The sequence below is a fragment of the Anaerolinea thermolimosa genome (assembly GCF_001050195.2).
GTDB classification, from domain to species: domain Bacteria; phylum Chloroflexota; class Anaerolineae; order Anaerolineales; family Anaerolineaceae; genus Anaerolinea; species Anaerolinea thermolimosa.
In genome coordinates this window covers 57,465-83,254 of record NZ_DF967967.1, presented here as the reverse complement: position 1 = coordinate 83,254, position 25,790 = coordinate 57,465, and the positions used below count along the sequence as shown (strand labels likewise).

At 58.0% G+C, this 25,790-nt stretch carries 21 protein-coding genes, 1 tRNA gene and 1 CRISPR repeat array; of the genes, 11 read left to right on the top strand and 11 right to left on the bottom strand.

What is annotated here, in order from left to right:
- Positions 1–48 precede the first annotated feature (48 nt).
- Positions 49–3,015: direct repeats of the CRISPR family, unit length 37 nt; unit sequence ATTTCAGTATCCACTAACGGATCGAGGGGGATGCAAC.
- Positions 3,016–3,350: 335 nt separating this feature from the next.
- The 7 genes from ATHL_RS17700 to ATHL_RS17665 form a co-directional block, all read right to left on the bottom strand.
- Positions 3,351–4,202 carry an aldo/keto reductase gene (locus tag ATHL_RS17700; protein WP_062196460.1) on the bottom strand — a complete coding sequence of 284 codons (852 nt, stop codon included), beginning with the start codon at positions 4,200–4,202 and terminating at the stop codon, positions 3,351–3,353.
- Positions 4,203–4,219: 17 nt separating this feature from the next.
- Entirely contained in the window at positions 4,220–5,206 is a 987-nt protein-coding gene (locus ATHL_RS17695) for an aldo/keto reductase (RefSeq protein WP_062196458.1), read from the bottom strand.
- A gap of 24 nt (positions 5,207–5,230) precedes the next feature.
- Entirely contained in the window at positions 5,231–5,623 is a 393-nt protein-coding gene (locus tag ATHL_RS17690) for a MerR family transcriptional regulator (protein WP_062196456.1), read from the bottom strand.
- A gap of 167 nt (positions 5,624–5,790) precedes the next feature.
- Positions 5,791–7,185, bottom strand: coding sequence for an MFS transporter (locus ATHL_RS17680; RefSeq protein WP_062196453.1), 1,395 nt, complete (start codon positions 7,183–7,185; stop codon positions 5,791–5,793).
- Positions 7,186–8,018: 833 nt separating this feature from the next.
- Positions 8,019–8,091 (bottom strand) — tRNA-Lys (locus ATHL_RS17675).
- 73 nt (positions 8,092–8,164) lie between these two features.
- Positions 8,165–9,172 carry an aldo/keto reductase gene (locus tag ATHL_RS17670; RefSeq protein WP_062196451.1) on the bottom strand — a complete coding sequence of 336 codons (1,008 nt, stop codon included), beginning with the start codon at positions 9,170–9,172 and terminating at the stop codon, positions 8,165–8,167.
- Between the two features lie 21 nt (positions 9,173–9,193).
- Complete coding sequence (locus ATHL_RS17665) at positions 9,194–10,780, bottom strand: site-2 protease family protein (protein ID WP_062196450.1); 1,587 nt, start codon at positions 10,778–10,780, stop codon at positions 9,194–9,196.
- 14 nt (positions 10,781–10,794) lie between these two features.
- Between ATHL_RS17665 and ATHL_RS17660 the strand changes: the two genes are divergently transcribed.
- The 9 genes from ATHL_RS17660 to ATHL_RS19190 all read left to right on the top strand — a co-directional run bounded on the left by ATHL_RS17660 (position 10,795) and on the right by ATHL_RS19190 (position 20,115).
- Positions 10,795–11,595, top strand: coding sequence for a kanamycin nucleotidyltransferase C-terminal domain-containing protein (locus ATHL_RS17660; protein ID WP_062196448.1), 801 nt, complete (start codon positions 10,795–10,797; stop codon positions 11,593–11,595).
- 133 nt (positions 11,596–11,728) lie between these two features.
- Positions 11,729–11,983: a hypothetical protein gene (locus ATHL_RS19045; RefSeq protein ID WP_162787800.1), complete on the top strand. Its 255-nt coding sequence runs from the start codon at positions 11,729–11,731 to the stop codon at positions 11,981–11,983.
- A complete protein-coding gene (locus ATHL_RS17650; protein WP_062196444.1) occupies positions 11,980–12,738 on the top strand; it encodes a DUF6754 domain-containing protein in 759 nt (252 codons plus the stop codon). The genes ATHL_RS19045 and ATHL_RS17650 overlap by 4 nt, the downstream gene beginning before the upstream one ends.
- Positions 12,735–13,367, top strand: coding sequence for a hypothetical protein (locus ATHL_RS17645; RefSeq protein ID WP_062196442.1), 633 nt, complete (start codon positions 12,735–12,737; stop codon positions 13,365–13,367). The genes ATHL_RS17650 and ATHL_RS17645 overlap by 4 nt, the downstream gene beginning before the upstream one ends.
- A 33-nt stretch (positions 13,368–13,400) precedes the next feature.
- Positions 13,401–15,989 (top strand): hypothetical protein, encoded by a 2,589-nt coding sequence (locus ATHL_RS17640; RefSeq protein WP_062196441.1) that lies wholly within the window; start codon positions 13,401–13,403, stop codon positions 15,987–15,989.
- A 9-nt stretch (positions 15,990–15,998) separates the two neighbouring features.
- Entirely contained in the window at positions 15,999–16,661 is a 663-nt protein-coding gene (locus ATHL_RS17635) for a hypothetical protein (protein ID WP_062196439.1), read from the top strand.
- A gap of 6 nt (positions 16,662–16,667) precedes the next feature.
- Positions 16,668–18,404 (top strand): glutamate mutase L, encoded by a 1,737-nt coding sequence (locus ATHL_RS17630; RefSeq protein ID WP_062196438.1) that lies wholly within the window; start codon positions 16,668–16,670, stop codon positions 18,402–18,404.
- Positions 18,405–18,426: 22 nt separating this feature from the next.
- Positions 18,427–19,479: a hypothetical protein gene (locus ATHL_RS17625; protein ID WP_062196436.1), complete on the top strand. Its 1,053-nt coding sequence runs from the start codon at positions 18,427–18,429 to the stop codon at positions 19,477–19,479.
- 30 nt (positions 19,480–19,509) lie between these two features.
- Complete coding sequence (locus tag ATHL_RS19190; RefSeq protein WP_062196434.1) at positions 19,510–20,115, top strand: LPXTG cell wall anchor domain-containing protein; 606 nt, start codon at positions 19,510–19,512, stop codon at positions 20,113–20,115.
- Between the two features lie 87 nt (positions 20,116–20,202).
- Here ATHL_RS19190 and ATHL_RS17615 read toward each other — a convergent pair whose 3' ends face one another.
- The 3 genes from ATHL_RS17615 to ATHL_RS17605 are packed head-to-tail and all read right to left on the bottom strand — an operon-like array spanning position 20,203 to position 23,393.
- Positions 20,203–21,663, bottom strand: a complete 1,461-nt coding sequence (locus ATHL_RS17615) for a phosphoglucomutase/phosphomannomutase family protein (protein WP_062196433.1) — start codon at positions 21,661–21,663, stop codon at positions 20,203–20,205.
- A gap of 33 nt (positions 21,664–21,696) precedes the next feature.
- The gene (locus ATHL_RS17610) at positions 21,697–22,926 is read right to left on the bottom strand and encodes an SH3 domain-containing protein (RefSeq protein ID WP_062196431.1); all 1,230 of its coding nucleotides are present in this window, start codon (positions 22,924–22,926) and stop codon (positions 21,697–21,699) included.
- A complete protein-coding gene (locus tag ATHL_RS17605) occupies positions 22,923–23,393 on the bottom strand; it encodes an HAD family hydrolase (RefSeq protein ID WP_062196429.1) in 471 nt (156 codons plus the stop codon). Before ATHL_RS17605 ends, ATHL_RS17610 begins: the two co-directional genes overlap by 4 nt.
- 127 nt (positions 23,394–23,520) lie before the next feature.
- On the opposite strand from ATHL_RS17605, the gene ATHL_RS17600 reads away from it, so the two are divergent.
- Entirely contained in the window at positions 23,521–24,066 is a 546-nt protein-coding gene (locus ATHL_RS17600) for a hypothetical protein (RefSeq protein WP_062196428.1), read from the top strand.
- 38 nt (positions 24,067–24,104) lie between these two features.
- Positions 24,105–25,148: a hypothetical protein gene (locus ATHL_RS17595; RefSeq protein ID WP_162787799.1), complete on the top strand. Its 1,044-nt coding sequence runs from the start codon at positions 24,105–24,107 to the stop codon at positions 25,146–25,148.
- Between the two features lie 14 nt (positions 25,149–25,162).
- Here ATHL_RS17595 and ATHL_RS17590 read toward each other — a convergent pair whose 3' ends face one another.
- A complete protein-coding gene (locus ATHL_RS17590) occupies positions 25,163–25,789 on the bottom strand; it encodes a sugar transferase (protein ID WP_062196424.1) in 627 nt (208 codons plus the stop codon).
- Position 25,790 lies beyond the last annotated feature (1 nt).

The window sequence follows — 25,790 nt, the reverse complement described above, 5'->3', positions numbered from 1 at the left end:
GGGGATGCAACACGTAGAGATAGTGAAATTAGTAAAACCTGCTGTAAAATTTCAGTATCCACTAACGGATCGAGGGGGATGCAACATGTACCCTGTTGTGTTTTGATGGGATGGGAATAAAGGATTTCAGTATCCACTAACGGATCGAGGGGGATGCAACTGGCTTTCTCGGCAGCCTTCGCCAGCGATTCACGTAATTTCAGTATCCACTAACGGATCGAGGGGGATGCAACTAAAAGCCTCACTTCATCCATGTCATCCGCCCACACTATTTCAGTATCCACTAACGGATCGAGGGGGATGCAACACATGACTACCTCCTCACGAAATACCAGGTTCAAGCATTTCAGTATCCACTAACGGATCGAGGGGGATGCAACGCAGACTGGTCGTCCGCCCCCGATAGATGTCAGTATTATTTCAGTATCCACTAACGGATCGAGGGGGATGCAACTGAACGCCGCCAGGGACAACAAAGCGGCGTGGATATCATTTCAGTATCCACTAACGGATCGAGGGGGATGCAACCATGCAGCTTGGCGTGTCACAGGATACCCTGCTCCAGATTTCAGTATCCACTAACGGATCGAGGGGGATGCAACAAGAGATGAAGCGCTTTATTGAAGATATGCGCGATATTTCAGTATCCACTAACGGATCGAGGGGGATGCAACCTTTCTTCGGGACGCGCCCCCAGAAGTAGAATTTCGATTTCAGTATCCACTAACGGATCGAGGGGGATGCAACCAGGAAAATTGAGGACGAGTTTGGCGTCGTCTGGCAATTTCAGTATCCACTAACGGATCGAGGGGGATGCAACATCGGGGACGGCACGCTGAAAGTTGAAGATGATCGATTTCAGTATCCACTAACGGATCGAGGGGGATGCAACTCCCTCAATGAACATCTGTCCAATAAACATGCCCTTGATTTCAGTATCCACTAACGGATCGAGGGGGATGCAACTATCACTGCGCTTTCCTGCCAACGCCTGTGCAACAATTTCAGTATCCACTAACGGATCGAGGGGGATGCAACGTAAAAGTTTCCATAGATAGATTTCTGCGTCAGTTGCATTTCAGTATCCACTAACGGATCGAGGGGGATGCAACAGGTTGGCCGCTTTGTCGTCAGCAAGATCCTGAAATATTTCAGTATCCACTAACGGATCGAGGGGGATGCAACGCGATTTTCGATGGTCGGAGTATCAAGTTTTTTGAATTTCAGTATCCACTAACGGATCGAGGGGGATGCAACCATCCCGTCAGGCGCGGAGTAGGTGTAAGAGCCTGAATTTCAGTATCCACTAACGGATCGAGGGGGATGCAACTCCTTAGATAGAAAACCGCCGGTGTCCCACATGCAATTTCAGTATCCACTAACGGATCGAGGGGGATGCAACTTCGTGACTACTTCTGCAACCAAGCAGGTCATCATATTTCAGTATCCACTAACGGATCGAGGGGGATGCAACTGACTGCCGCATTCGGAAATTGCGCTTTGATCGTGTATTTCAGTATCCACTAACGGATCGAGGGGGATGCAACTAAATCGGGCAATGTTGTTACGTACACAGATAGCAAATTTCAGTATCCACTAACGGATCGAGGGGGATGCAACCGACGGCAAGGGTTTTACGTGATTCCAGTATAGGACATTTCAGTATCCACTAACGGATCGAGGGGGATGCAACATGGTATCCACATCTTGTCTGTTACTGTTTCAGAAGATTTCAGTATCCACTAACGGATCGAGGGGGATGCAACAGCTTGGAACATCCACAAAGCGCAGCGCCGCACGGTATTTCAGTATCCACTAACGGATCGAGGGGGATGCAACAAGCCGCAACGCGCCTCGCGCCCGCCCTAATTTTGCATTTCAGTATCCACTAACGGATCGAGGGGGATGCAACTAACCGATTACGCGCGTCGCAAGGCCGGGCTCCGGCAGATTTCAGTATCCACTAACGGATCGAGGGGGATGCAACACGTCCATTCCTGAGAACGCCCAGCACTCCAACCGAAATTTCAGTATCCACTAACGGATCGAGGGGGATGCAACACGGTGCGCAGCACGGCGCTGGTGGACTGGGGAGAATTTCAGTATCCACTAACGGATCGAGGGGGATGCAACGAAAGACTGCTGGAAGAACTCAAAGATGCCGTTTATAATTTCAGTATCCACTAACGGATCGAGGGGGATGCAACCTCTTTGCGAATGAGGTCGAATGCCGCCGAGACTATGATTTCAGTATCCACTAACGGATCGAGGGGGATGCAACAATTGATGCCGGAAAGCGAAGAGGAACGACTGTTCGATTTCAGTATCCACTAACGGATCGAGGGGGATGCAACAATCTGTCAGACCCGCTCCGGTCGCCTCCAGGATGATATTTCAGTATCCACTAACGGATCGAGGGGGATGCAACCCACACGGCGGAGGGCTGGGACGAGGTCACCCTCGAAATTTCAGTATCCACTAACGGATCGAGGGGGATGCAACACGCTGCCCGGAGCGCGTTAAAGAGGTAACCATGCCAGATTTCAGTATCCACTAACGGATCGAGGGGGATGCAACCAAAAAAATCGCGCAGATGCTCAAGAGTAATCTGTGATTTCAGTATCCACTAACGGATCGAGGGGGATGCAACCTCCGTCCAGCTCCAGCGCTCGAATCACATAGTATGCATTTCAGTATCCACTAACGGATCGAGGGGGATGCAACAGGGACAACCAGGGTGGTGGCCCTGGGCAACCAGGATTTCAGTATCCACTAACGGATCGAGGGGGATGCAACGCGCGTATTCGGCATGCGCGCCCCGCCACCGGTTTTATTTCAGTATCCACTAACGGATCGAGGGGGATGCAACAGCGGAACATTCAACAGCACGGATGTAAGCGCCTGGATTTCAGTATCCACTAACGGATCGAGGGGGATGCAACAAGTCCCGGCTGAGTTCCGAGATATGCCTCAAGCGCATTTCAGTATCCACTAACGGATCGAGGGGGATGCAACTGCGTATTTTTACACCTCAAAACCTATTATACAACCATTTTCAAGCCTCTACAGGCATTTTAAGGCCATTCTGAAGGGGCACTGTTCTGGGGCTTCGGAATAGTTTTCGCAAACCGTTTTTTGCTTAAAAACCGGGGAGATTTGCGAAAATCCCGCCAGGGTAAACCATTGTTCCTGTCTGGCGTATCCACAAACCAAACAGGCAGGCGCACTGCTTTCACAACCTGCCTCCGCATAGATCGCCGAAACGACCGTCTGATGAACCAAACCTCCGCCGGTAGAAAAGATTTCTACCGGCGGAGTATTAGAAAAGGGAAGCAACGCCTCAACCTCGGCTAAACTGGAAGTTTACGAGATGCCAGCCACTTCACAACCTCAGGGTCGCGGTGGTCAAAAAAGAGGCTGCGCCCGGTATCCAGAGCGGCGATAGCGGCCATGTCCTGGGGGGTGAGTTCAAAGTCAAAAACCTGGAAATTTTCTTCAATACGTTCCCTGCGCGCCGACTTGGGGATCACCACCACACCGCGTTGAATCAACCAGCGCAAAATAACCTGCGCCACCGTCCGCTGGTGCGCCCGGGCGATGGGAACCAGAACTTCATTCTGGAAGATCTGGTTGCGCCCTTCTGCAAAAGGCCCCCAGGATTCGATCTGCACCCCGTTTTCCTGCAGGAACTTCTGCGTGGCCGCCTGCTGGTGGAAAGGATGCGTCTCGATCTGATTCACCGCAGGAATGACCTCATGGTGCATGATCAGGTCCATGACACGGTCAGGGTAAAAATTGCTCACCCCGATGGCACGCACCCGTCCTTCGCGGTACAGTTCTTCCATGGCCCGCCATGAACAGTGCACATCGCCGTAGGGCTGATGAATCAGATACAAATCGAGGTAATCTACCTGCAACCTGGCCAGTGACTTTTCAAAGGCCTTTTTCGTGGGCTCGTAACCGGCGTCCTGAATCCACAGTTTGGTGGTCAAAAAAATCTCTTCCCGCGGCACCCCGCTCCGCCTGATGGCCCGGCCCACGGCTTCTTCATTCATGTAAGACGCCGCAGTATCAATCAGGCGGTAGCCGGTCTCCAGCGCGTCTAACACGGCGCGCTCACATTCCTCAGGGTCAGATATCTGAAAGACGCCAAACCCCAGAATGGGCATTTCTACCCCATTATTTAAAACTACGCTCTGCATGGCTCCTCCTTTTCGTTTTACAAAGCGCCCACCACGCGATGCGGCACGTAAGGTTCTTCCAGATAGGCCACCTCATCCGCGGTTAATTTCACCGCCAGCGCACCGACGGCTTCTTCAAGATGAGATACTTTGGTGGCTCCGATAATGGGTGCAACCACCGGTTGCTTTTGCAGCAGCCAGGCCAGAGCCACCTGAGCCCGGCTCACCCCCTGCTTTTCGGCAATTTCGGCCACCCGCTCGATAACTTTGCGGTCCGATTCGGCACTCGCATCGTACTTTTGCCTGGCAATGGGATCTGTTTGAGCGCGCACCGAGCTGTCGGGTGACCAGTCGCGCGTCAGCCTGCCGGCCGCAAGCGGGCTGTAAGGGATACAGCCGATCTTCGCATCGCGGCAAAGGGGGAGCATTTCGCGCTCTTCCTCCCGGTAGATCAGATTGAGGTGATTCTGCATCGAGACAAAGCGCGCCCAGCCATGCTTCTCGGCAGTAAACAGCGCCTTCTGGAACTGCCAGGCGTACATGGCCGAAGCGCCGATATAACGGGCTTTGCCAGCGCGGACAACGTCATTCAGCGCTTCCATGGTTTCTTCGATCGGCGTTTCGTAATCCCAGCGATGGATCTGGTAAAGATCCACGTAATCGGTTCCCAGCCGCTTCAGGCTGTGATCGATCTCGCTCAGGATGGCCTTGCGCGAAAGCCCGCCCCCGTTCGGCCCCTGGCGCATCTTCCCCCACACTTTGGTAGCAAGGACTACCTCATCCCGGCTGGCAAAATCCCTGAGCGCACGACCGAGGATTTCCTCGCTGGCGCCATAGGCATAAATGTTGGCCGTGTCGAAAAAGTTAATCCCCAGCTCCAGCGCCTTCTTGATGACGGCGCGGCTCTCTTCCTCATCCAGCGCCCAGGCGTTGTGCGTCCATCCCGGCGCCTTACCGAACCCCATGCAACCGAGGCAAATCCGCGACACATCCATTCCGGTGTTGCCGAGCTTGGTGTATTCCATGTCTTTTTCTCCTTCCTTTCTGAATTAAAATTCCTCAACCCTGGAGAGCATTTCTTTTTCCTTCTCCAGAAGAGCACTCTCATAAACGCCAATCTTGTAGTTCAAAAGATCCAGTGTTTTCTGCATCTCTGCAATCCGGGCAGCGAGCAAATCGCGCTGTTCCTGCAAAATCTCCTTTCTGGCCTCGATGGTCTGGTCGCCCTGCAGAACAAGCTGGACGTATTCGATGAGGGTTTCCACCGGCAGACCCGCACGGCGCATACACTTAATGAACTCAATACGCCTCAAATCTGTGGCATCGTACTCACGGATTCCACCTTCGTTCCGCCTGACCGAGGGAAGCAGTCCCACCCGCTCATAATAGCGGAGCGTATCGGGAGAAACGCCTGTTTTATCGCTCACTTCTGCGATCTTCATCATCCACCTCCATTACCAGTGTAACACCTGGAGTTAACTCTAAGTCAAGAAAAAAATGAAAAATGGGGATATTTTCCCCTCCAAACCTGCCAGAAAAAAGCCCACCGGCGCATCCACCCCGGCTAAACCGGACAAGAACAGGGCATTTACCGAAAACCATCCCCTTCTCACTCACCATTCGCAGAAATTTGCGGAAGAGTCATCATCAGGAACAAAGCTATCAACATCGCCATCGCCCCTGCCAGGAAGACCAGTTTCAACCCTCCTTCGAGTGTGGAAGTGCTGTTTTGCACCAGTCCCAGAACTGCTGGAGCCACAGCAATTCCCACCATCTGGAAGAAGAAAATGGCGCCAACCGCCACGCCCAGCAGGTGTTTGGGAACGGTGAGCTGTGCCATCACGGCGTTAATCGTAGGGATGACCCCCATCCCTAATCCGGCTACAGAAGTGACGAGAATATACACCCAGATGGGCGTATGGGCCGTGAAGCGCCCCATGGCAAACATGGCAAGCCCGATGACGCCAAAGCTGAAAACGTACACCCACTGATACTTCCTGGTTTTTGCCAGCAGGAAGCCGGTGGGGATGCCCATAAAAGCCACCAGCATCGTGTAGGGGGTCAGCATGGAGCCGCTGAGCGTAGCACTCACCCCCATAACATTTTGAGCAAACAGCGGGGCATAAGCATTCATGGCAACAGAACCGAAAAAGTACAGAAAGCCGCCCGCAGCCACCGTGAGGAAAGCGCGGTTGAATAACACCTGCGGATCCAGAATGGGAGCCTCGGCCTTTTTTTCGATGGCAATGAACCCCGCCCAGGCAATCCCGGCAACTCCGATAAGGAACGCACCCTCTCCCCGCCTCTCCGGCACCCCCAGCCAGGAAAACCCGATGATCAGCGCCGTGGTGGCAATTGCCATACTGAGAATACCCCATCCATCGATGCTTTGGCGGCGGGGAGAACTGTGTTTGGGAAGTCCCAGCGCAATGAAAACGCCTGCAAGAAGTGCCAGAGGGAGCGATGCCCAGAACACCCCCCGCCAGCCCCAGGAACTGTCGGCCACCAGCCCACCCAGCACCGGCCCGATCGTTGCGGCAATTCCCGAGGGCAGGTTGAGCAACCCCGTCCATTTTGCCCGTTCTTCCGGAGGGAACAGATCGCCGATGGCGGTAAAGCAGAGCGGCACAATAGCCCACCAGCCCACGCTCATAACGGTCTGAATGGCCACCACCGCCCCCATAGACCGACTCAGCGGCACCAGGCATAACCCCGCCACCAGGAACACCATGGTCACCAGCAAAATCTTGCGCCGCCCATACATATCAGACAGCCTGCCAAAGATCAGTGTGCCTATCGCCCCCCCCAGCGCCGGTAAGGCAATTAACCACGAGAACCATGGCATACCGTTCAATTCGGCAATCATTCTGGGTGTGGCAATGTTACGCGCGTTGATGAACAGGTAGCTGATAAACTGGGTAAAAAAAACAGCCCCAACGCCGATGGCGATTCTGCGTCTGGCAGATGAAACCTGTTGCTCCAAAATCAACGATGATTGTTCCATAAAATAAATTCCTCCATTAAGACAGGGATTTCTCGCGCCTGGTTGTCTGGCACTCGATCCAGGGATGGCAAATGAAGGCAAAGCCATGATCTCTCCACTGGCATGGGACAGGGAACGGGATGCATAACGCGGTAGCGCCAGGGGGCAAACGGTCTGAGCATGGCCTCCACAGGTTCGATAATCCTGGCATCGGAATGATTCTCAACGCGCATACCTCAAGCGCCGGAATACATGGTTCGCTTCATCTTCGAAAAGGTACACTCAGTCACGGGCCGCACAGGATACAGCATATCCCGTATTGTAGAGGTTGGAGTCAGCTTTAAGTCAAGAGCAAATTTGAGAAATCCGCAGGATAGGATGGTCATCATCCCTGGCGAAAGGGGTTAAAAGCTCAGAATGCCCCCATCACCTGACGGCATGTTTTTTGAGCGGAGACGAAGTTTTACCAGAAATCCAGCAATAGCTCACGGAGAAGCAGGCCACGCCCCTCAAAAAACACTCAGGGATGACCCGATCATCATCGTATGTAGCCTTATCTCCCGAATTGACGTTTGGATGAAAACCTGTCAGGACTCGAATAACATCCCCCCATGGGGACGCCGAACCCATTCCGCTTAAAATAAAAATGATCCACCGGGGACTCGAATAACATCCCCCTGCGGGGACGCCGAACCCATTCCGCTTAAAATAAAAATGATCCACCGGGGACTCGAATAGCATCCCCCTGCGGGGACCCCAAACCCATTCCGCTTAAAATAAAAATGATCCACCGGGGACTCGAATAACATCCCCCTGCGGGGACCCCAAACCCATTCCGCTTATTAAAATAAAAATGATCCACCGGGGACTCGAACCCCGAACCCACTGATTAAGAGTCAGTTGCTCTGCCAGTTGAGCTAGTGGACCGGCTGCCGTGTCGGCGCGTCCATTATACCGCAATCCGGGGGGGTGTCAATGGACGCTCCGACCAGGCCTCCTGTTAATCGGTAATCCGCGCCTTCATCCACTCGTTGCTGTTAAAGAAATCAGCCACGGCGTTCCCCGGATGCACCAGCGCATCAAAAAGCGGGCGGTCTTCATCCTTCAGGTGCATTTCCATCACGGGAAGGAATTCCTCCAGATGAGCCATCGTCCGCGGCCCTATGATCGGAGAGGTAATCCCCGGCTGATCCTTGCACCACAGCAGGGCAAGCTGGCCTGCCGTCAGGCCGCGTTCACGCGCCATCTCGCTCACTTTGGCCCCCACTTCCAGACCACGCCGCGTCAGGCGTTCTCGCGCGGCAGGCCATTGAGAGCGATACGCACGCGAATCCTCCGGCAGGCTCCCATCCAGCGGGTAACGCCCCGCCAGAATCCCCATGGCCAGCGGCGACCAGGGGAGAATGGCCAGCCCGTACTTCTGACAGAGCGGCACCAGTTCATTTTCAATGCGCCGGTCGAGTAAATTGTAGGGTGGTTGTTCACTGACATAACGCACCAGGCTGTACTTTTCGCTGGTGGCCAGGGCCTCCATCACCATCCAGGCCGGGTGCGTCGAAGCCCCAATGTAGCGCACCTTCCCCGAACGCACCAGATCATCAAAAGCCCGCAGAGTCTCATCCACCGGGATCGTCAGACTCGGTCGGTGAAGCTGATAAAGATCTATCGTATCCGTCTGCAAACGGCGCAGCGAATCTTCCACCGCCTTCATAATATGGTATCGCGAGGCACCGCCGTCGTTCGGGCCTTCCCCAACCCGGCTATACACCTTGGTGGCCAGCACCACCTGGTCTCTCCGCCCATTTTCCTTGAGCGCCTTGCCCACAATGCGTTCGCTTTCACCTCCATTATAGACGTTGGCCGTGTCAATGAAGTTAATCCCCCCATCCAGCGCCCGGTTGATGATGCGGATGGATTCATCTTCCGGGGTAGGGCCTCCAAAATTCATCGCCCCCAGACAAAGCGGAGAAACCATCACTCCAGTACGCCCTAAAGATCGATATTCCATAGTTCATGACCTCCTTTGAAGTTAAGATGAAGACAATGCCCGCAGATGCACTTCAGCCAGGCGGCGAATGTGCGCCCTCCGGCTGATCTCCCTGGCCCGCCGAAAGTCGGCCACCGCCTGCTCCAGGTTACCCAGTTGTTGATAAGCCTGCCCACGATACAGCGTGACATCCTGCAGTGAAGGCATCTGAAGCATTAAGCGCGTAAAATCCTCCACGGCCTGTTGCCACTGCCCGGCCCGCAAAGCCGTTTCGCCGCGCGCCGCAAGAATCATCAGTGAACCGGGCGCTTTTTCCTCAAGAAACGCAAAATAATCGTGCACCCAGTCCCAGTCGGAGGCAAAGATGCGTTGCCGATCCACCGGAAAGCTCATCGCCTCACGTGAGGATAACCGAAAAGCCTCTTCCCAATCCTGACGGGCGGCGTCACGTCTTCCCTGACGGTAAAGGATCGAACTCCGCACCAGGTACATCAATAACAACCCCGACCGATCTCGTTCGCTGGCAACCGCTTCGAACGCATGTTGAATTGCCTGTGCGGCGCCCGCCAGGTCGCCATCGTCGCGCAACAGAATGGCCGAATTCAACCACGTTACTGACCAACCCGGGCGCATTTTCTCCAGATCCTGCACACACGCCCACGCCTGCGAGGTATTCTGCAGAGCATAGGCCACTGCGCCTTTAAGAAGCACTGCCTGTACCATACCCGGCGCCAGATTGATCGCCCGTTCCGCATCGCCCAGAGCATGAAGCAAATCATCCAGAGTGAAAGAGATGATTCCCCGCTGAAGGTACAACAAAGGGTTGCGCGGGTCGGCCTCGATTCTCCGGTTAATAATCTCCATCGCCGGGTCGAAGTCGGCAATGCGCAGATAAAGTGCAGGATCACCGGTGAGCCGTGCAAACCAGCGCAGCAGTGAAGTCGTCAACCCCTGATGGAGAGACACCGCCCCCGCCAGCAGGAGCAAAGCCGTAACCCCCAGCAGCAGGTTTCTCCAGACCACCGCAAGCGCCAGCAACCCCACCCCCAGCGCCAGGCTCAGCCAGAAGGTCACCTGATTCGAACGGGCTGTTCCGAAGGCCATGTGCACCAGTGAACGGAAGATACGCCCTCCGTCCAGCGGGTACATTGGGATTAGATTGGTGAGGGCAAGGATCACATTGGTCACAGCTAAAAACAGGAAAGCCCGCTGCGTGGCCGTTTCTGGCAAGGGAAGACTCACCCCCTGGCGGATGGTCAGCACCATGAAGAAATACCCCAGAAAGAACCCTCCACCCAGAGCGAAATTGACCAGGGGCCCGGCGGCGGCGATGAGCAGATCGGCAAGCGGCCTGCCGGCTTCACGCTCGGTGATCGCCGCGCCACCCAGCGGCCAGAGAATGACACTCGGCACACGAATGCCAAAGGCACGCGCCACCAGCATGTGTCCCAGTTCGTGGAGGAGCACAAAGAAAAAAATGAGCCCCACCAGCAGGAAAGCCCGCACTGCGCCGGCCAGCGAATCCGGGCGGAAGGTCGTCATCACATAGGGGATGATGAGCAACATCGACCAGTGAAGCCGGATTTCCGTCCCGGCGAACCGTGCAATGAGGAACGAACCACTGATCATGCTATCATTGTAGCATGACCTCCTCTTCTCGTTCCACTCCCCTTCGAGCCAGCCCGCTGGCCTTCACTCACGAAGAACGCCTGGCCCGCGCCTTGCAAATCGCCGACCGTTTTGCCCGTCATTTCGGAACCCGCCACCGCGCTACCGCCATCTATGGTTCACTGGCACGCGATCAGGACGGCCCCTACTCCGATATCGAGATGTTCGTAATCGTAGAAGGGGAAGGCATCGACCGCCCTTACGAATGGTCCGCCGGTCCGTGGAAGGCCGAAGTAGACGTCTACAGCGCCGATGAGTTCTTCCGGCAGGCCGCCGCACTGGATGAATTCTGGCCTGTGACCCACGGCGCTTTTGTACACTGGCTCCCCCTCTACGACCCGGAAGGCCTGCTGGAGCGCGGCCGCGCACTGGCCCTGACCCACACCCCTGAGGAATTCCATCAGCTGATCATCGAGACCATCATTGGCGACCTGTACGAAATCATCGGGAAAACGCGCAATGCCCTGGCGCTCAGGCAGTTCTCGCTCCTGCCGGCGTACGCCGTAGATGCCGCGCACTTTGGCGCCTGCCTGCTCGGGCTTCACCATCGACGGGTCTATACCGGCAGTACTACCGTGTGGGCCGAGTCGCTCACCCTGCCCGACCCGCCTGAAGGTTATGCCCCTCTTGTAGAAAAAGTGCTGTCAGGAAAGCTCCATCCGCCTGCCGCGGTAGGCCGCGCCGTCAATCTATTCTGGGAGGGTGTGGAGGCCTGGGCACAGCAAAATTCTCTCCCTCTGATTCATGACCTGGAAGCATTGCTTTCCGATGGCTGATGCCGCCAGACCCGCCCCCACCGGTGCCGGTACGGCCCGCATCACCCCTGTAGGTGGGGGTAAACAGGGCCACAATCCAGAACCGCCCTGTTTATTTGACATACAATTAGATATCTTGTGCTATACTCATACTATGCAACCGGAGCGCGAATACTGGCCGGAATGGGCGCAACTCTTGCAACGATGGGGTATGAAAGAGCTTGCCGCGCTCCTGCTGGAAAGTGCCGGGCCTTTGACCTTTTTTCTGGCACAGCTGGTGTACATCGGTCAGCCCCTTTTCGGGGAACGCGCTTCTGCCAGACGGTTCAGCGCCCTGGCAAACCTCTTTGAAAACCAGGAAGAAAGCCGGTCGTTTGCCGCCTTTCTCAGGGAGGAAAAACGCTCGTGATCTGGCTCGAATCCATCCTCGGCACCGTGCTCGTTCTTCTGGCAGCAGGCCTTATGCTGGTCTTCCTCCTGCCGCGTTTCCGTCAGGGGCGGGGCGGGCTGCGGGCAATCCCTGCATTACAGCGTCTGCAGCGCGCCATTGGTCTGGCTGTAGAAGACGGAACCCGCCTGCACGTTTCGATCGGCAAAGCCAGCATTTTTAGCCCCACCAACGCCTCGGCCCTGGTGGGGTTGAGCACCCTCGAGCGCATCGCACAGCTCAGCCTGGTCAGTGACCGCCCCCCCGTAGCCACAAGCGGCGACGGCACCCTCTCCATTCTCAGTCAGGATACCCTGCGTGCCGCCTACCGGATTGCCCACGTTCCCGAACAATACGATGCCGAACGGGGCCGGTTGACGGGTGCAACCCCCTTCAGTTATGTGGCCGGCACCCTGCCCATCCTCCGGGATGAACGGGTTTCCACCACCATCCTTGCAGGCAACCTCGGCCCCGAGGCCGGCCTGCTGGCCGACGCATCTGACCAGCAAAACGCTTTCACCCTGGCCACATCCGATGCCCTGGATGCCCAGGCCGTGTTTTATGCCACTGCTGAAGAGACGCTCATCGGAGAAGAGCTGTTTGCCCTGCCTGCCTACCTTCAGGCGGGCGCCATCTATCAAGCCAGCCTGCGCGTTCAGGATGTGCTGCGCTGGGTTGTGATCGTCCTCCTGCTCCTGGCCGCTCTGGCCTCGTTCTTTGGATTGATCGCCCTATGAGAGCCCCCCTCTGGACTGCCATTGCCATTTCCGTCGGATTGATTGTCCTCCTCGGGTATTTCATCCCCCCTGAAATGACCCGTTTTGCCTTCATCCTGACCCTGCGCTCCATCCTCATCGGCTGGGCGGTGATTCTCGCGGGAGTTGCCGCGCTGGTGGGAGTGCTTAACCTTTTTATGGTGCATCTTCGCCGGATGACCGCCCGACGCGATCCTGACCGCTATAGCATCCTCCTGGTCATTGCGTTCCTTGCCTCCTTTGGGCTGGGGCTCTACCTCACCCCCGCTGACCCGCAATACCAGAAAGTGGTCACCGCCATCCAGGCCCCTGTAGAGGCCACCCTTATGGCACTTCTGGTGATCACGCTCACCTTTGGCAGTATTCGCCTCTTTCAGCGCCGCAAAGGGCTCATGGCGGTGGTTTTTGCCGTCAGCGCCTTTTTCTTTATACTGATCGCCAGTGGTCTGCTGGCTCCGTTGCAATCGCTACCCGGCATCGGCGGCCTGTTTGAATTCATTCAGCGCCTGCCCATTGCAGGCACCCGCGGCATTTTACTCGGCATTGCCCTGGGCAGTCTCACCGCCGGGCTGCGCATTTTACTCGGGGCCGACCGACCCTTCAGCGGATAGTCTATGCCAGAAATACGCTGTCCATCCTGTGGTATGAGCAACGCTTCGGACGCAGAAAAGTGCTTTTTCTGCGGTGAGGTGCTCTCTCCGGGCGCAGCCAGCCAGCCGCCTGCAGAGAGCAGCGAAGCCGATCTGCCCGATTGGCTGGCCAGTCTGCGCGAAGGAAACTGGCAGGCGGAGCCTTCTACCCCTACCGGTGGAGAAGAACCCCCTTCCGAAGACAACCTTCCAGACTGGTTTTCGCGCATCCAACCCCCCTCCCCGGAGGAACACCCCGTCAGCGAGCCTGCCGCCGGTGAACCTTCCGTCCCGGCTTCCTTCGACTGGCTGCAAGAACCGACCAGCGAAACTTCCGCTCCAGAGGGCAGCGCAGATGACTGGCTCGCCGGGCTGGGCAGCTCCGCGGGTGGATCATCGGGAGATTTCAGCGATGAAGACTGGCTGGCACGGCTGCGCGGCGAATCCCCCCACGCAGAGGAGCCTCAATCACCCGTCCCGGAACCGCCATGGTCGGCTTCTCAACCGCCCGGCTTCCCCGATGCAGAGGCCTCTCTCCCGGCCTCTTCCCCCGAAGAGAAAGGAGAATTGGCCTCCTGGTTGGCCGGGTTTACACCCCCCGAGGAAGAATCCGCTTCTACCCCACCGCCAGAAGAAGAACTGCCAGAGTGGCTGTCCACAGCCCCTGCAGAAGAAAGCCCGGTAGAGCCTGCCCCCGCCAGCTCCCTGCCCGACTGGCTCCAACCAGAGGCCCCTGCTTCTCAGGACGAGACCCCTGCTGAAGCGGCAGGAGGGTTGCCTGCCTGGCTGGCAGGGCTGGAAGAACCCGCTCCCCCGCAGGAAGCTCCCTTTGAACCCCCGGCAGGCCTGGAAGGGGAATTGCCTGCCTGGCTGACAGGGCTGGAAGAACCCGCCCCCCGGCAGGAAGTTCCCTTTGAACCTCCGACAGACCTGGAAAAGGAAGGTGAACTACCGGCCTTCCTGACCGAAGATCAACCTGCGCCGCCTGCAGACACCCCCGCCGGGATTCCACTGGCCGGGCCAGATTTTTCAACCTTTTTCTCAGCCGAAGAAGCCTCTCCCGAAGCCGGTGGCAGTGATCAACCCCCTGTTGAACCTCCATCGCCCTCAGCGGAGCCCGAAACCCTGCCCGAGCCCGAAATTCCAGACTGGTTGCATGCCTTCGCCGAGACTGAAACCGGCCAGGGGCTTGACCAGGCCGCACTGCCAGCCGAAGGTGTGGGGCCGTTCATTGATGAAACCATGCCCGAGTGGTTGAGCAAAATCAGGCCCGAAACGGCACCCTCCCCATCTGAGCAGGTGCCGCCTCTGCTTGAAACCGAACCGGAGGTCTCCCCTCAGGAGCTCAGTTCACCGTTCCAGGTCGACCTGCCCGAATGGCTCTCCAACCAGCCTGTGGGAGAGCCCACTCCGCCTTCCGAAGAACCCTTCCCTGAAGAAGCCGGTGAAGAACTGGCACGGGGTGAACTTCCTGAATGGGTCGAAGACCTGCGCCCTCTTGAAGCCGTGATCCCCGCCACCCCGCAGGCCGATACGAGTGAAAAGTTTGTCGAGAAGTCCGGGCCGCTCTCCGGGATGCGCGGCGTTTTACCGGTTGAAGAACTCCCCTTCCATTACCGAAAGCCCCCCGTCTATTCTGCAAAACTGCGCATCTCAGAACGACAGCGCTCTCAGGCCGCCATTCTGGAAAACCTCCTCGGCCTTGAAACGCAACCCAGCGCGGTGCCATCGGAACCCTCCCGCGCACCGGCCATGATCCTGCGGGTGTTAATCGCCCTCCTGTTCATCCTTTCCCTTCTCACCATGCTCCTCCCCGATTTCCACCTCGTCGAACTGCCCGCGGTGATCCCCGCAGGCACCGACGCCCTCTACACCCGGGTGGAAAACCTGCCTGAAAATGCCGCGGTTTTACTTGCGGTCGATTACGAGCCGGGGCTTTCGGGTGAGATGCGTTACGCGGCAAACAGCATTATCGAGCATCTGATGATTAAAAACGCCCGGCTGATCACCGTATCTACCGTGCCAACCGGCCCTGTGCTCGCCGAAGACCTGTTGAATGAAGCGCTCCTCCGCCGCCCAACCTACGCCCTGAGCGAACGTACCGTCAATCTGGGTTATCTGCCCGGCGGAACCACTTCATTGCTCGAGTTTGCTCACAATCCGCGTGGTGCCGCACCCTCTGCCCTCGACACCCCGCTCAACGGCATCCCCGCCTGGGAACGCCCGGCCACAGCTGGCCTGCAGAGCCTGCAAGATTTCGCTCTCATCCTTGTTCTGACCGACTCTCCCGAAACCGGCCGCGCCTGGATTGAACAGGTACAGCCCACCCTTCAGGGCGTCCCCCTGAGCATGGTGACCAGTGCTCAGGCCGGGCCTCTTCTGCAACCTTACTTCGACTCCGGGCAACTCCAGGGGTTGAGCGTGGGCCTGCAGGGCGGAGCCTTCTACGAGCAGAGGTCAGGACGGGTAAACCTTGCCAATCGCTTCTGGGGAGCTTATCAGAGCGCCGCCCTGGTCGGGCTCATCCTGCTGGTGATCGGGGGAACCGTCTCGGCCCTTCTGGGAAGCACTTCCCGAAAACCGAAGTCGAAAGGGAGGATTTAAAAACCCGCCATGCAGGATCTGATCTGGACTCTGGTTGGCTTTTTCCTCACCTTGCTGGTTTTCACCTACCTTTTTGGTGATAATTTCTTCTTCCGCCTTGCTTCTTACCTTTTTGTCGGGGTCTCAGCAGGGTACGTTGCGGTCACCGTGATCTACCAGGTGATTCTCCCTCGCCTGATTTTGCCCCTCCTCCAGGGCAGTCTGGCGGAGCGCCTCTTCGTGCTCGTACCCCTGGTCATGGCCGCCCTGTTGCTGACCAAGCTTTCTAACCAGCTGGCTCCACTGGGAAAACTGCCCATGGCTTACCTGGTAGGTGTGGGTGCCGCAGTAGCCATCGGAGGAGCTGTTTTTGGTACCCTGATCGGCCAGATAAGCGGTGCAACTCGTCCCTTCAACGTCTACACTTATGGAGCAAGCGGCCTGTTTGAAGGTCTGCTCCTGCTGATCGGGGCCATTGGAACATTGGTCTATTTCCAGTTCAACACCCCTTCCCGGCAACCCGGGCGAACAGGCCGGGCCGCCGTGGTCGAAAGCCTGGCTCTTGTGGGACAGGTGTTCATCGGAATTGCCCTGGGTGCGGTCTTTGCGGGAGTATTTACCGCCTCGCTTACAGCGTTGATGGATCGCATCCAGTTCTTGCTCACTGTCATTGCCCAACTCACTTCTGGATAACCCCTCATGACATCCGTCGTAGACGCTGACTCCCTGCTCACCATTGATATCGGTTCGGTCAACACCCGCGCCATTCTCTTTGATATCGTCGATGGGCAGTATCACTTCCTGGCAGCCGGTAGTGCCCCCAGCACCTGGGGAGCGCCGTTTTTTGATGTGGGCGAAGGAGTTCATCTGGCCATCAGTCGCCTGCAAGAGATCACCTCGCGCCCGCTGCTGGGTGCCGAGAACCGCCTGCAGATTCCCACCCAGCCCGATGGCTCCGGAGTCGACCGCCTGGTGGTGACTCTCTCAGCCGGGAAAGAAGTGCAAATGCTGGTGATGGGGCTGCTTTCTGAGGTCTCTCTCGAATCAGCACAGCGCCTGGCTGCCTCCACCTATGGGAAGGTGGTCGAAGCGGTGGGCCTCAACGATATGCGGCGGCAAGATACGCAGCTCGATGCCGTCCTTCAATCCGGTTCGGAGATCGTCATCCTGGCAGGTGGCACAGAACATGGAGCTACCCGTTCGGTCATAAAAATGGTCGAACTGCTCCTCCTTGTTCTGCGGGCCCTTCCTTCCGAAAAGCGCCCCCGGGTTCTCTACTGTGGAAATGCCGCCCTGGCGAAAAAGATTCAGGAAGTGGTGGGTAAATACACTGAGGTTCAAACAGCGCCCAACATCCGCCCGGGGATCGACGTGGAAGACCTCGCTCCTGCCGCCGAGACGCTTAACCGTATGATCATCAGCCTGCGCGGCCAGCAAATGAGCGGCCTCGACCTGCTGGAGCAAATCAGCGCCGCCCCGGTCACACTCTCGGCCCATGCCATGGGACGGCTGATTCGCTTCCTGAGCGAACTGTATGACGCCTCTAAAGGCGTGCTGGGCGTAGACCTGGGAGCCAGCTCCACCACCCTGGCGGCAGGAGTGGGGGGAAAACTCCACCTGAATGTTTTCCACCCCCTTGGGCTTGGGGCAGGCATGGAAGGGCTTCTCAAACAGATTCGCCCCGCCGATCTGACACGCTGGCTTCCGATGGATATCTCGGAAGAAGAGGTGATGGATACTCTCTGGCAGAAAACGCTCTACCCTGCCATGCTGCCCCTCACTGGCACCACCCTGGCCATTGAACTGGCCGCCGCCCGGGAGATCTTACGCCTGGCCACGGCCAGAATGATCGAGCGCTACCCCACGCTGAACCTCTCCTTCGAACCCATTTTCGCCGGGGGAGCCGTCTTCGCCCAGGCAGCCAGCCCGGCGCAGGCTTTATTGGCCCTGCTCGACGGCCTGCAACCGGTTGGGGTGACCACTTTCTTCATTGACCCCTACGGTCTGATGTCTGCGCTGGGAGCCGTTGCCCCAGCCAACAGCATCCTGCCGGTGCAGATCCTGGAATCGGGAGCCTTCCAGAACCTTGGAGCAGTCATCTCACCGGTGAGCAATGCTCGCCCGGGTGTTCCTGTGTTACGGGTGCGGCTGGTGTTTGAGGATGGCAACGAGACCCGCCTGGAAGTGAAACAGGGGAGCATCGTGCCCCTGCCGGTAAGACATGGACAGGCCGCACGCATTTACCTGGAGGGGCTGCGCGGCACCGAAATTGATCCACGCCGGCGTACCGCCGGGGGGTTCCGCATCATCGGCGGCGTGTGTGGCGCATGGATTGACGCCCGCGGCAGGCCTCTGGTGCTCTCTGGCGACCCCGGAAAACGCCGCGAAACCCTCCTGCGCTGGAGTCAGGCGGTGGAAACCCGCCGCCCGGCATGATCTTTGCAACGGAGAAGCTTGTATGTTGGCACAGGTAACGCACATTCTCGGTCTGACCAGTATCCGGCGGGTACGCTTGCTCCCGGTGGGTGGGCGGGTGCTCGTTTCGCCCGGCCAGAGTGTTCATGCAAGCGATGCCATCGCCGAAGCCGATACGGCTGTTCGTCACCTGCTGCTGGATGTTCGGCGTGGGCTGGGGTTATCGCGGGTGGATGAAACCCACCGTGCCATTGTGCGCAAGGAAGGAGAACGCGTTCAGGAAGGAGACATCATTGCCGAAACCGGCGGGTTGTTCTCACGTATTGTGCGTGCCCCGGTCGCCGGAAGAATCGTAACCATCGCCGGTGGGCGGGTATTGCTTCAGGTAGAAAGCCGCCCCCTCCGGGTTTTCGCCGGGATCAGCGGGGTAGTCTCAGAAATTTATCCCGAACGCGGCGCGGCCATCGAGAGCAGCGGGGGACTTATCCAGGGGGCCTGGGGAAACGGCCCCTTCGTGGGTGAAGGGATGCTGGTAGTTCAGCTGAAGTCCCCGGACGAAGAGATTAAAATCTCTCAGCTAGAGGTTAGCCTGCGCGGGAGTATCGTCGTCGCGGGGTACTGCTCCGATGCCGAAGTACTGCGTTTCGCCGCCCAGCTTCCTCTGCGCGGGCTGGTGCTCGCCAGTATGCCCTCCGAGCTGATCCCCGTAGCCCGCGGTCTCGATTTGCCCATCCTTCTCCTGGAAGGGTTCGGGCGCGTCGCCATGAATGAACTGGCCTATCGTTTGCTGACCACCAGCGACCAACGGGATGCCTCCATTTTTACCGCCTTCAATCCGGCTGCCGGAGAACGACCCGAATTGTTTATCCCCCTTCCTTCGATCGGCCAACCTGCCCCTGAGACGGCCTACTTTGCACCTAACCAGACGGTGCGTCTGCAGGGCGAGCCCTATCGGGGACGCATCGGCACCATCGGGCAGGTTTTTCCCGGCCTCACCGTCTTACCCAATGGCTTGCGTGCGCCGGCAGCTGAGGTACGCCTGGAACAGGATACCCAGGTCATCGTTCCGCTGGCCAATCTGGAAGTCATCGTGTAGATTGCAAACCTATTTTGAGGAGAAGCGCAAATGGCTAATTCAAATGATAACGACCTGGAAGAACTCGATTTCGGCGAAAGCTCGCAACCCGGCGAACCTCCCGAAGAACCCAAACCAGATAATCGAAATTTCCTTGTCGCCCTGGGCATTCTGGGGGGCATCTTTGTACTCGTCGCAGCCGCTCTGGTGGTCGTGGTGTTGTTCGTCCTGCCCCAGCGCAACGCGGCCCGCCTGCAACAGACTGCCGCTCAACTGGCAGCGAACACAGCCACTGCGCAGTTCGTTACCGATGAAGCCATGAAAGCCATCATCCTGCTGACGCCCTCCGCCACCCCGGTACCCACCAACACCCCCCTCCTGCCTACATCCACCAATACCCCGGTTGTGGCGCCGCTTGCAACGAACACCCCCACCATAACGGCCACCTCGATTTCCGATGTCCAAAAGGCCACCCTGGCGGCCCAGCAAACCGAGCTGGCCTCGGGGAAGTTCACCGCCACCGTCATCGCCACCTCCACTGCCCTGCCCAATACTGGTTTTGCCGATGAAGTAGGTCTGCCTGGCCTCTTCGGTCTGACCCTGGCACTGGTTGTGATCATTATCCTGGCGCGGCGGCTTCGCTCCAGACCAGCCTGATTCACCCCCCGGAATCATAAAAGCACCCGGTCATCGAGAACTTCACCGACCAGGTGCTTTTGCTTTTAAATCGATTTGCCCTGCATTTCAGGTAACCGAAGCGGCCACCTGCTCCCCGTATCCCAGCAACGCCCGCACCATTTCAGGGGTGCGCCCCTCAGCGTAAACGCGCAGCACCGGTTCTGTCCCGGAAGGACGAATGAGCAACCAGGAGTCATCCGCCAGAATATACTTCACACCATCGATGGTGATTATCTGGCGCACACTCTCACCGCCGATCGCAGAAGGCGGCTCATCCACCAGTTTCTGGGTCATGGCCGCTTTCGATACGGGGTGTTTCAGGCGAAGATCAGTGCGTTCGTAGAATGCCGGCCCAACTTCCTTTAGAAGGTCATCCACCAGGTCGCGCAGGGTGCAACCACAGGCAGCCACCATTTCCACAATCAGCAGCCCCATTAAAACACCGTCTCCTTCAGGAATATGCCCCTTGAACGAAATCCCTCCCGACTCTTCTCCTCCGATGAGCACATCCTCTTTGAGCATGTAATCGGCAATGTGATTAAAACCGACCGGGGTTTCATGCAGGGTCAGGCCATATCGATTCGCCAGCCGGTCGATCATCCTGGTGGTGGAAACCGTGCGCACCACCGAACCGGTCAGACCGCGTTTTTCTACCAGGTAACGCAGCGCCAGCGCCATAATTTTGTGCGGGTCTACAAACGCCCCGCTCTCGTCCATGGCGCCAATGCGGTCGGCATCTCCATCGGTGGCCAACCCAAACCCTCCCATGCCACTCCCGATCGCTCCCGAAAGTGCTCCCAGGTAACGGGCAATGGGTTCGGGATGTACTCCGCCAAAGCCAGGGTTCATCTCACCACGGATTTCGAACACCTCGCAGCCCGTCCCCTGTAAAATTCCCCGGATCACTCCCCGCCCCGACCCGTACATAGAGTCGACAATGAAGCGCTGGGGGGCACTGCCGATGACATCAAAGTCGATCAGCCTGCGCAAATGGTCATTGTAGGCCGGAATGGGGTTGAACCGCACAATCCGCTTCAACTCCAGGGCCTGTTCGTATTCCATCAGGTTCGGGCCGCGCGCCGTCGCCTCATTATCATTCAGGTAAACCTCCACCTGGCGGCACTGTTCAGGTAGCGCCGAGCCGCCGTAAGCGGATTTGAGCTTTACACCGTTATAACGCGGGGCATTGTGAGACGCGGTGATCATCACCCCGCCGATGGCGTTTAAATGTTTCACGGTAAAGGAGATGGCCGGAGTAGGAGCGTCGGCATGGGCCAGGTACACAGTGAAACCATTGGCCGCCAGCACCCGTGCCACTTCCACAGCAAAACGGTCGGAGAGAAAACGCGTATCGAACCCCACCACCATCTTCCGGGGGTCAATCGACGCGTCGAGAGCAGCACCATTCAACCAGGAACCGCTCCCCACAGCATCTGCGATGGCCTGCGTGACCATGCGAAGATTGGTAAACGTAAATGTGTCTGAGATGACGGCTCTCCAGCCATCGGTGCCAAAATGAATCGGCATGAAAGTTCTCCTTTGATTTTATAAAATATGGGCCTACCAGCCCGGAGCCGGGGTGGCCGTGGCCAGCAATTCCCGGACAATCCAACCTTCTTTTCCATCTGCGGTGCGCACCTTCACCCAGGTTACGCCTTCATTTACAGTTACGTCTTCCAACACTTCCACCACATTCCCGTTGAGCATACTCACCACAATGAGCGCATCATACCTGGGTTCAGCGCGAATAAATGCACCATTGCCGCCTCTGGCGTTAATGCGCGCATAAACAGGGGTCGGTGCGGGGGTAAGCGTCACCGTGGGGGTGCGCGTCGGCACCAGCGTGTGGGTGGCAGTGGGGGTAAGGGTGACCGTGGGTGATGGGGTTTGCGAAGGAACCTCTGCCAGCGGGGTGAGTCCCTGCTCGCTTTGTTCGCCGGTAAAGGCGGTCGGGGTTTCAAGTACAGGCGGTAAAGCCGCTGGCAGGGATGGCGGAGGGCGCACTGCCCCTTCAGAAGAAAGGAAATACACCAGGCCTCCAGCCAGGCAGAGCAATGCGTATCCGCCGGTCAGAGCATAGCTGAGAAAGCGCAACGGGCGGAACCCCAGAAATACCAGGGTAAGCGTGCCACAGAGTACCCCCCAGATGAGGTGCGCCAGAAAAACCACCAGCCCCATCTCCCAGCCGGGTAGCACCCCGGAGGTCAACCCGAACCCCGCGGCCGAGAGCGGGAGGAAGACCGTGTACGCCACCGCCACACTGCTCACCAGCGGACGTTGAGATGGCGAGCGGTTCATCAGCGCCAGGGTAACCACCACACCCACCGTCAGCAGAGCGGCATCAGGCCAGGTGAAGCGCGTCTGATACCCCGCCTGAATGAGCGAAACCGGCGGGAAGAGCCTCGCCCCCCACCCGGCCAGCGTACCGGTGAGCAGGAAGATCACCGCGGCAATCATCAGGCTCCCCAGCGAGCGGAGCAGGAAACGCACCGACCCGGCCACGGTGGCCACGGCCAGACCCATCAGCGGCCCCATGAAAGGCACCAGTAAAGCCGCCAGAATCACCAGCGCCGGAGAATCCAGCCAGAACCCCAGCCCGGCCACCAGCCCGGCCAGCAATGCCGAAAGATAAAACTCGGCCCCTGGAATGGCGCGTTTGCCCAGCTCATCCAGACGGGCGCTTTGCTCATCGCCGTCCTCAGGGAGCACCATGCGGTTCAGCCGCCGCCGACGGGCCGGTGGAAGCTCTTCTTCAGGCATGGGAATGGGTTCGCTGGCCGGTAAACTCATCTGCGCAGTGTCGCCACCAATCGTAAAGGTCTTTCAAACAGTTCCAGCCCGGCAAGAATATCCCTGACCAGAATGTCGGCAGAAAGCATGGACACGGTGGCTGTCCCCTCCGGCGAGAGCACACAAATTCCCAGCGCCGCTTCCCTGAGCATGGCCGAGTCGTTCGCCCCCTGCCCGATGGCCGCCACCCGCTCGGCCCCCAGCTGGCGCACATAAGCGGCTTTTTGAGCCGCTTCATCTCCACTCTGGATGCGCACCGCCGTCAGCCCTAATTGCCGGTCGATCAGCGCCTGGTGACCATGGGTATCGGCAGTGATCAAATGAATGGTCAACCGATCTCGCAGTCGGTTAACTGCGCGAGCCACCCCTTCAATGAGTTGTCCATCTACGGCCAGAGTGCCGTTGACGTCGAATACCAGGTGCTCCAACTGAAGCACCCCCACGCCGGGCACATTCAATTCGATCATAAAGCAATTATAATACACTCCTCCGCCAGGCCGTTCCGTGCACACTGCCCCGATTGCGCGTATAATTGCCTTTCAAGTCTGGCTGAATGGTCGGCCAGCCTGGTATTGTAAAGGAGAGCTTGACCTCATGAGAAATACCATTCCCGCCCTGCTCATCGGGTTGTTCGTGCTGGCCCTGGTTCAGATCGCCTGCGCCGCACCGATCACCGCACCCACCTCCACAGGCGCACCCACAGCCACCTTCCTGCCAGCGCCCACCCTCCCGCTGGGCAACACACCCGCCGCACCAGAATTTTGCCCGGCGGTAGATCAATCTCCTGCGCCTTCAGGGATCATCACCACCCTGACCCTGGCCAGAGGCACCGAGGGAGAAGCCAAAAACCCGGTAGACGTCACCACGACCTTTGGGGCTTCTGATACCATTCACGCCGTGGCCACCATCCAGAACGCCCCCCGGGGGACTGTCTTCAAGGCCGTCTGGTGGGCGGTGACCATTCCTGATGACCCTGCCGCCTGCAATATGAAAATCACCGAATACGAGATCACCACCGAAGGCACGCGGAACATCGATTTTTCCCTCACCTCCGATTCATCCTGGCCGGCCGGAACCTATAAAGTTGAAATTTACGTCAATGGCACGCTCGACCAGGTGGCACACTACTCCGTACAATGACTTCTCTCCCCGGGCCACTTCACAACACCCCTCCTCGTATGAAACGCGCCGTTTTCATCCTCTTCCCCTTCTGGGTTCTGGCCGTGGTGCTGGCAGCCTGCAGTTCTCCTTTCAGCTCTCCCCCCCCGGAGGTGAATCCAACCGCATCCCTTCAAGCGCTCACCCCACCCACCTCAACCCCTGAGCCTACCCCCACCTCAGCCCCGGGGTTGGCAGTACTGATCCCCGACCCCTCTCACCCCGAGTGGACGGAGCCTGCCCTGGCCGTGTTGCAGGAACTCACCGCCCCTGCCGGCCTTACTGTAGAAACCTCCTCCCAGCTTGATCCTGCGCCATTACCCTCCCGACTGCAACTGGTGGTGAGCCTGGCTTCTCTGCCCGATCTACCCGCCCTCCTGACGGCGAACCCTCAGGTTCAATTTCTGGTGGTAACCGACCAGTCTATCGATCCTGCCGCCAATTTAACGGTACTCCACCTGGACTCAGAGGCCCAGATGTTCGTCGCCGGTCTGGCCTCAACCCTGCTTTCCAATGACTGGCGTGCCGCCGGGCTGATTCCCGCTGAATCTCCCACGCTTCAGGAGGCTTTCGTTAACGGCGGGCGTTATTATTGCGGCGAATGCGCTCCCGGGTGGCCGCTGGGGTTCAACTTTCCTCTCGCGGGTGGCGCTCAGCCCCCGCAGGACGGCCCCGCCTGGCAGGCCGTGGCCGCCAGCTTCTTCGACCAGGGCAAGGTGGATGTGTTTTTCCTCTCACCTGAAGCCACCCGCCCCGAGGTACTTGCCTATCTGAACGGACTGTCCCAGTTCGACACGCCCGTCAGGCTGGTGGGCATTCTCCCACCCCCGCCCGAAGTCCAGAGTCAATGGGCGCTCAGCGTCAGTTTTGATCTGCCTTCAGCCCTGCGCCAGGCCCTCCCCGGTCTGCTCGGAGGTAAAAGTGCCGGTCAGCTTACGGTGCCGATCGATCTGACCCACATCAATCCCGACCTTTTCACCCCGGGCCGTGAACGGCTGGTGCGGGCGATTATGCAGGAGGTCATCAGTGGGCAAATCAGCCCCCTCAGCGTGCCCGGCGAATAATGCACCGTTGAAGATCAGTTCTCGCCGTTGAATTCCTGAGCCGTTGCCTGCCCCGGTTCGTTGATTCCCTCCCGGATCAGCACTTTCCAGAGGGTCACCGCCAGAATTTTACAATCAAGCCACAGAGACCAGTGGTCTACGTACCACACATCCAGGCGAAATTTATCGGCCCAGCGCAGGGCATTGCGCCCGTTAATCTGAGCCCAGCCGGTGATCCCCGGCAAAACATCGTGGCGCCGCCTCTGTTCGGCAGAGTAAAGCGGCAGATACTTCACCAGGAGCGGGCGCGGCCCTACCAGGCTCATTTCTCCGCGCAACACATTGTAAAGCTCAGGGAGTTCATCCAGGCTGGTGGAGCGTAAAAAGCGCCCAAGCGGGGTGAGGCGCTCAGCGTCAGGAAGCAGAGAGCCATCCGGGGTGCGTAAATCGCGCATGGTGGTGAATTTATACAGCGTGAAAACCTGCCCCCGATAGCCGGGGCGTTGTTGCCGGAAAAGAATCGGTCTCCCCTGGGTCGCCCAGATCAACAAGGCCAGAAAGGCCATCAACGGTGAGAGCAGCACCAGGGCGGGGATCGTCAGGATTAAATCCAGGATACGTTTAACAACCGGCACACCGCGTGGAAACAACACCAAGGTCATC

What these genes read in the sequence shown, in the direction of transcription:
- ATHL_RS17700 (WP_062196460.1), bottom strand. Translation starts at nt 4,202, where the DNA reads ATGCAGAGCGTAGTTTTAAATAATGGGGTAGAAATGCCCATTCTGGGG.
- ATHL_RS17695 (WP_062196458.1), bottom strand. Translation starts at nt 5,206, where the DNA reads ATGGAATACACCAAGCTCGGCAACACCGGAATGGATGTGTCGCGGATT.
- ATHL_RS17690 (WP_062196456.1), bottom strand. Translation starts at nt 5,623, where the DNA reads ATGAAGATCGCAGAAGTGAGCGATAAAACAGGCGTTTCTCCCGATACG.
- ATHL_RS17680 (WP_062196453.1), bottom strand. Translation starts at nt 7,185, where the DNA reads ATGGAACAATCATCGTTGATTTTGGAGCAACAGGTTTCATCTGCCAGA.
- ATHL_RS17670 (WP_062196451.1), bottom strand. Translation starts at nt 9,172, where the DNA reads ATGGAATATCGATCTTTAGGGCGTACTGGAGTGATGGTTTCTCCGCTT.
- ATHL_RS17665 (WP_062196450.1), bottom strand. Translation starts at nt 10,780, where the DNA reads ATGATCAGTGGTTCGTTCCTCATTGCACGGTTCGCCGGGACGGAAATC.
- ATHL_RS17660 (WP_062196448.1), top strand. Translation starts at nt 10,795, where the DNA reads ATGACCTCCTCTTCTCGTTCCACTCCCCTTCGAGCCAGCCCGCTGGCC.
- ATHL_RS19045 (WP_162787800.1), top strand. Translation starts at nt 11,729, where the DNA reads ATGCAACCGGAGCGCGAATACTGGCCGGAATGGGCGCAACTCTTGCAA.
- ATHL_RS17645 (WP_062196442.1), top strand. Translation starts at nt 12,735, where the DNA reads ATGAGAGCCCCCCTCTGGACTGCCATTGCCATTTCCGTCGGATTGATT.
- ATHL_RS17640 (WP_062196441.1), top strand. Translation starts at nt 13,401, where the DNA reads ATGAGCAACGCTTCGGACGCAGAAAAGTGCTTTTTCTGCGGTGAGGTG.
- ATHL_RS17635 (WP_062196439.1), top strand. Translation starts at nt 15,999, where the DNA reads ATGCAGGATCTGATCTGGACTCTGGTTGGCTTTTTCCTCACCTTGCTG.
- ATHL_RS17630 (WP_062196438.1), top strand. Translation starts at nt 16,668, where the DNA reads ATGACATCCGTCGTAGACGCTGACTCCCTGCTCACCATTGATATCGGT.
- ATHL_RS17625 (WP_062196436.1), top strand. Translation starts at nt 18,427, where the DNA reads ATGTTGGCACAGGTAACGCACATTCTCGGTCTGACCAGTATCCGGCGG.
- ATHL_RS19190 (WP_062196434.1), top strand. Translation starts at nt 19,510, where the DNA reads ATGGCTAATTCAAATGATAACGACCTGGAAGAACTCGATTTCGGCGAA.
- ATHL_RS17615 (WP_062196433.1), bottom strand. Translation starts at nt 21,663, where the DNA reads ATGCCGATTCATTTTGGCACCGATGGCTGGAGAGCCGTCATCTCAGAC.
- ATHL_RS17610 (WP_062196431.1), bottom strand. Translation starts at nt 22,926, where the DNA reads ATGAGTTTACCGGCCAGCGAACCCATTCCCATGCCTGAAGAAGAGCTT.
- ATHL_RS17605 (WP_062196429.1), bottom strand. Translation starts at nt 23,393, where the DNA reads ATGATCGAATTGAATGTGCCCGGCGTGGGGGTGCTTCAGTTGGAGCAC.
- ATHL_RS17600 (WP_062196428.1), top strand. Translation starts at nt 23,521, where the DNA reads ATGAGAAATACCATTCCCGCCCTGCTCATCGGGTTGTTCGTGCTGGCC.
- ATHL_RS17595 (WP_162787799.1), top strand. Translation starts at nt 24,105, where the DNA reads ATGAAACGCGCCGTTTTCATCCTCTTCCCCTTCTGGGTTCTGGCCGTG.
- ATHL_RS17590 (WP_062196424.1), bottom strand. Translation starts at nt 25,789, where the DNA reads ATGACCTTGGTGTTGTTTCCACGCGGTGTGCCGGTTGTTAAACGTATC.